Consider the following 5,377-nt stretch of genomic DNA (forward strand, 5'->3'; position numbering starts at 1 on the left):
CATCACCAGTATCCCGACGGGTTGGCGCTCTATCTCGGCACCATGTTCGTGCCGTCGAAGGATCGCGGCGAGAAGGGCAAGGGCTTTACCCACAAGGTCGGCGATATCGTCACCATCTCGTCGGAAAAACTCGGCGCGCTGGTCAACCGTGTGCGCCTGTCACCGGATTGCCCGCACTGGACCTATGGTGCCAGCCATCTGATGCGCGACCTCGCCAGGGCCGGTCTGATCTGACAACCCTGCAAGAACCGGCCTTCATCAACACAATTTTATGTTGAGGCCCGGTGACTGCGGGCGCGATCCGTTCCGCTTCGGCTACCGGGTGCAGGCCACGGGCAGCAATCCGGAAGCCGCCGCCCATGCCGGCATCGCGACGGGCAAGGTCCGGCTCATGGCGCTGGCACCGATGGGCGCAATTGCGGGACTCGCCGGCGTCGTCCATCTCGGCGCGCAGGGCACCATCCTCCCCAATGACGGCAACGGCTTTGCGCTGCTGGCAATCGCCGCGCCGCTGCTTGGCGGCACGAGGCTGTCGGGCGGGCATGGCAGCGCCATCGGCGCCGCCATCGGCATACTGGTCATCCAGGCGGTGCCGAGCGCGATCCCTCTGCTCGGCATCGATGCCACATGGACAAACCTCGCTGTCGCTGGCGGTCGACTGGCTGGGCAGGATCTGGCGCGGCCGGCGCGCGGAGCGCAGGCAGAACGGTCCGCGCGGCTGAGTCCCGCTCGACAACCTCACGCAAATATCACCCAAACTGATGCAATCTGATGGGATTGCTGATGGCGTCCTGCCTTGCGCCAACATCCATTGGCGCTTGGAGGCTTGCCATAGGGCCGGAAAGGGATGCCCTCTAAGCACCCGCTCGGCGCTGGCAGGAAATGCGGTTTTTGGGCCGCATCGCGTCCGACGTGGAAGTCGTTTCAACATGGGAGGAAACCATATGCTGACGAGGCTAAGACTGCTCGTGCTTGGCTTGATCGTGGCGCTCGCCATTCCGGCGGCGGCGCAGGCCAAGACCTTCTACTGGATTTCGCATGGTGGTCCGGCCGACCCGGTCTGGACCTACTTCCTGGCCGGCGCCAAGCAATGGGCGACCGATACCGGCAACTCCGTCAACACCTCATTCCATAATGGCGACGTGGCGTCACAGCAGGAGGCGGTTCGCGCCGCCATCTCGGCCAAGGCCGACGGCATCGTCACCACCAGCCCCGATCCGGGCAGCCTGGTCGAGATCGTCAAGGAAGCGCGCGCGGCCAACATCCCGATCATCAACTTCAACACGCCCGATCCCAAGGCCAACTTCAACGCCTATGTCGGTGGCGACAACGTCACTTTCGGCAAGCACTGGGCGCAGTATCTGGTCGACAAGGGCCTGGTGAAGAAGGGCGACTTCGTCTGGATGCCGGTCGAGGTTCCCGGCGCCACCTATGGCGTGCAGGAAGAGGAAGGCATCAAGAGCGTCTTCGAACCGCTCGGCATCACCTATGAAATCACCGAGGCGACGCTCGACCAGGCAGAAGTGATCAACCGCATGGTCGACTACCTGACCGCGCACAAAGGCAAGGTGAAGGCAATCATCGGCCTCGGCGACCTCGTCACCGGCTCGATCAAACGGGTGTTCGACCAGGTCGGCATCAAGCCCGGCGAAATCCCGGTCGTCGGCTGGGGCAACTCGCTCGACACCACCCAGGAAGTGCTGAACGGCTATGTCAACGCCGCGCAGTGGCAGGACCCGCAGGCGACCAGCTACGTCGCGCTCTCGCTCGCCAACATGGCGGCCGCCGGCATCCCTCCGGGCTTCAACGTTATCACCGGCGCGCTCTACGAAAAGGACACCGCCGGGGTCTACGACAAGATCCTGTCCGGGAAGTGATCCGTCCCCTGCAGCGCCGCGCGTCATTTCCGGACGCGCGGCGGGCAGCTCGATCTTGCGCACGGCCTTTGCGAGAATCCGGTCCGATTTTCGGAATCGCCTGCGCACAGTCGCGGCCGCTCCAGTAGCCGCGACTGTCCTTTTTCACTTCGCCGAGCCCCCTGACACGGCCGGCGATCTCGACCTTTCCACCCAAGGATTCAACGTGGAAAACCATTCGCTTACCCAACGCCTGATCGCGAGGCCGGAATTCGGGCCCTTCGTGCTGCTCGTCATCGAGCTCGTCGTCTTCTGGGTCATCAATCCCGATTTCCTGTCGCCGCAGAACATCTCCAACATCCTCGCCTTCACGGTCGAGCTTGGCCTGATCGCGCTGGCGATGACGCTTTTGATGACATCGGGCGAGTTCGACCTCTCGGTCGGCTCGCTGTTCGGCTTTTCGCCGGTGCTGATGTGGACGCTGTTCAATGGCGGCGTCACCTCACTGGAGGTAGGCCTGCTTGTCGCGCTGGTGGTCGCGGCTTTCATCGGGCTGGTCAATGGCTGGTTCGTGACGCAGCTCAAGATCCCGTCCTTCCTGGTCACGCTCGGCATGCTCCTCGTCGTGCGCGGCACGGCGCTGTTCGTCACCGACGGGTTCCCGCAGCGCACCTGGAGCGCCGAAGGCAGCTGGCTGGCGGAAGCGCTGGTCGGCGATTTCTTCATTGGACCGTTCCGCATCTACATGTCGTTGTTCTGGTTCATCGGCGCGGCGATCGCGCTTGGCTACGTGCTAACGCAGAGCCGCACCGGCAACTGGATCCAGGCCGCAGGCGGCAACCCCAACGCCGCCCGCGCGCGCGGCGTGAATGTCAATGGCGTCAAGGTCGGCCTGTTCGTCCTGTCGGCGCTGATGGCCTCGCTCGCCGGCGTCATCTCGTCGCTGCGCACCTCCGCCGCCAATCCCAACAGCGGCACCGGCTACGAGCTCGAGGTCATCGCCATGGTGGTGATCGGCGGCACGGCATTGACCGGCGGTCGCGGCACCATCATCGGCACGGTGCTCGGCATCCTGATCCTGCGCGTGATGCGCAACGGCATCGTGTTGATCGGCGTGCCGGGGCTTGCCTACAACATCTTCATCGGCGCCATCATCCTCGGCATGATGGCGCTGCACTCATGGCTCGAACGCCGGCATCAGGCAGGAACGTGACCCATGGCTGAACCGCTGATCCGCATGCAGAACATCCGCAAGTCCTACGGGCGCGTGCAGGCGCTGGTGGACGCCAATTTCCACGTCAACGAAAAGGAGATCGTCGGCCTGCTCGGCGACAACGGCGCCGGCAAGTCGACGCTGATCAAGGTGCTGTCGGGCGCAGTGCCGCTGACCAGCGGCGACATCTTCATCCGCGGCAAAAAGGTCAACCTGCGCAGCACCAGCGACGCCATCGCCCACGGCATCGAGACCATCTACCAGGATTCCGCGCTGGTCACGCAACTGTCGATCGCGCGCAACCTGTTCCTCGGCCGCGAGCCGATCAAGCCGCCGCGTTTTTTGAACCGCATGGACCAGGAGGCGATGAACACGGTGGCGCGCGACCTGCTGAAACAGGTCGGCATCTCCAAGAACATCCCGCCGACGACGCCGATCGGCTCGCTGTCGGGCGGCGAGCGGCAGGCTGTGGCGATCGCCCGGGCCATGCATTTCGACAGCGACCTCATCATCCTCGACGAGCCCACCAACAATCTCGGCGTCGCCGAGACGCAAGGCGTGCTGAGCTTCGTGCGCAACGCCCGCGATTCCGGCCATTCCTGTATCTTCATCGCCCACAACATCCACCACGTCTTCCAGGTGGTCGACCGCATCGTCGTCATGCGCCGTGGCAAGGTGGTGGCCGACGACATCGATCCGAAACAGACGACCGTCGCCGACGTCGAGCGGATCATCACCGGCATGTCCGACAAGGACATCCGTGACGCCCTTGCGGCGGGCACGCAACCGCAAGGCTGAAGCCTCCGCCGCTGGCGGACGTCAATCATCCGCCCGGTCAGTCATCACGCGTCTGGCACAGGATCGCATACGCTCCTATGACTGGAACCATGAAAGCCACCGTCGCCGACATCGCCAGGAACTGCGGGCTGTCGACCGCGACGGTCGACAGGGTGCTGAACAACCGGCCCGGCGCCAGCGCCGCCAACCGGCAGCGCGTCATGGAAGCGGCGAAACAGCTCGGTTACCTGCCTGTCGTCGACCAGGTGGCGCTGCCGTCGAAGCCGGCGCATCTGGAATTCTTCCTGCCGATCGGCAGCAATGCCTTCATGGTCGATCTCGCCCGCCATATCGAGGACTATGCGGCGCGCCTGCCGCTGGTCGCCTCCTGCCGCATCCACAGCCTTGCCGGCATCTCGCCCAGCACGCTGCAGGGCGCCGTCGAGAACCTGTCGCTCAAGGCGAACGGCGTCGGCGTCATCGCCGTCGATCATCCGAGAACCCGCAACATCCTGCGCGAGCTTGTCGAGGCCGGCATCCGCCTCGTCACCCTGGTGTCGGACGTTCCGGCGGCGCCGCGCTCGGCCTATGTCGGCATCGACAACCGGGTGGCGGGACGCACGGCGGCGCTGTTGATGGGCCGCTTCCTCGGCGGTCGCAGCGGTCATCTCGCCATGGTGGTCGGCTCGCGTTCCTACCGCGGCCATGAGGAGCGCGAAATGGGCTTCCGTTCGGTGTTGAGCGAGGAATTCCCCAACCTCACCATCTCAAGCGCCGTCGAGATCAATGACGAGCCGGAGGTGAGCTACACCGCGACGATGAAGGCGCTGCACAACGAACCGGAGCTGCTCGGCATTTACTGCGTCGGCGCCGGGCGCTCGGGTGTGGCAAAGGCGCTGCTGGAATCCAGGCCGCGCACGAAGCCGGTGTTCATCTGCCATGACCTGACCAGGGAGACGCGCGGCTATCTGGTCGACGATCTCTGCGATGTCGTCATCGACCAGAATGCACGACTGATCGCCGAGCAGTCGGTGATCCGCCTGCTCGGCTCGATCGCCTCCTCGGCGCCGTACCTGACGAAAAAATTCATCGAGCCGCGATTGATCTTCAAGGAAAACGTGCCGGTTCAATAGGTTAGCTTGCCTTGGCAAGGCTGCTTTGCCCGGATTTGTCGGAGGATTGCCGAGGGGTGCGGCAATTCTGCACATCAGCTATGCACGTTTCATGGTTGCCGAATCGTTAAGCAACCAGTACGTATCTGGGTGTCGGCCGTCTCCTCCTCCCAGATGTGATGCCGACGGTGAATGCGGTACACCTCCTCCCGTGCCGCATTCGAAATCGAGCCCGCTGCCTCCTCCTCCCGGCAGCGGGCTTTTTCTTTGCCCGCATGGAAAATGCGGAGGCGACGCCAGCCCCCTCACCCGGATTGCCAAATCATACTGGAAAATCAGGAGTGCTGGCCAATTGCGCGCCTAGCCTCTAGCTGTCGCCAGATTGGTGCTGAGTTCGAAAGCGACGCCCGATCCATCGG

The 5,377-nt window shown here is 63.9% G+C and carries 5 protein-coding genes and 1 pseudogene; all 6 read left to right on the top strand.

Annotated features, from left to right (window positions below; all coding sequences use genetic code 11):
• Positions 1-234: pseudogene (locus EN745_RS29150) on the top strand (fumarylacetoacetate hydrolase); the annotation flags it as partial.
• A 37-nt stretch (positions 235-271) separates the two neighbouring features.
• Positions 272-772, top strand: a complete 501-nt coding sequence (locus tag EN745_RS29155; protein ID WP_127422833.1) for a hypothetical protein — start codon at positions 272-274, stop codon at positions 770-772.
• 172 nt (positions 773-944) lie between these two features.
• On the top strand, positions 945-1,877 hold the full coding sequence (locus EN745_RS29160) for a substrate-binding domain-containing protein (protein ID WP_127422834.1): 933 nt from the start codon (positions 945-947) through the stop codon (positions 1,875-1,877).
• A gap of 205 nt (positions 1,878-2,082) precedes the next feature.
• A complete protein-coding gene (locus tag EN745_RS29165; protein WP_126056013.1) occupies positions 2,083-3,069 on the top strand; it encodes an ABC transporter permease in 987 nt (328 codons plus the stop codon).
• 3 nt (positions 3,070-3,072) lie between these two features.
• Entirely contained in the window at positions 3,073-3,867 is a 795-nt protein-coding gene (locus EN745_RS29170; protein ID WP_126056014.1) for an ATP-binding cassette domain-containing protein, read from the top strand.
• 89 nt (positions 3,868-3,956) lie between these two features.
• Positions 3,957-4,979: a LacI family DNA-binding transcriptional regulator gene (locus EN745_RS29175; protein ID WP_126056015.1), complete on the top strand. Its 1,023-nt coding sequence runs from the start codon at positions 3,957-3,959 to the stop codon at positions 4,977-4,979.
• The last annotated feature ends 398 nt before the right edge of the window (positions 4,980-5,377 follow it).

This window comes from Mesorhizobium sp. M4A.F.Ca.ET.022.05.2.1 (assembly GCF_003998845.1).
Classification (GTDB): Bacteria; Pseudomonadota; Alphaproteobacteria; order Rhizobiales; family Rhizobiaceae; genus Mesorhizobium.

Excerpts from the sequence above, each read along its gene's own strand:
- EN745_RS29155 (WP_127422833.1), top strand. The coding sequence starts at position 272 with ATGTTGAGGCCCGGTGACTGCGGGCGCGATCCGTTCCGCTTCGGCTAC.
- EN745_RS29160 (WP_127422834.1), top strand. The coding sequence starts at position 945 with ATGCTGACGAGGCTAAGACTGCTCGTGCTTGGCTTGATCGTGGCGCTC.
- EN745_RS29170 (WP_126056014.1), top strand. The coding sequence starts at position 3,073 with ATGGCTGAACCGCTGATCCGCATGCAGAACATCCGCAAGTCCTACGGG.
- EN745_RS29175 (WP_126056015.1), top strand. The coding sequence starts at position 3,957 with ATGAAAGCCACCGTCGCCGACATCGCCAGGAACTGCGGGCTGTCGACC.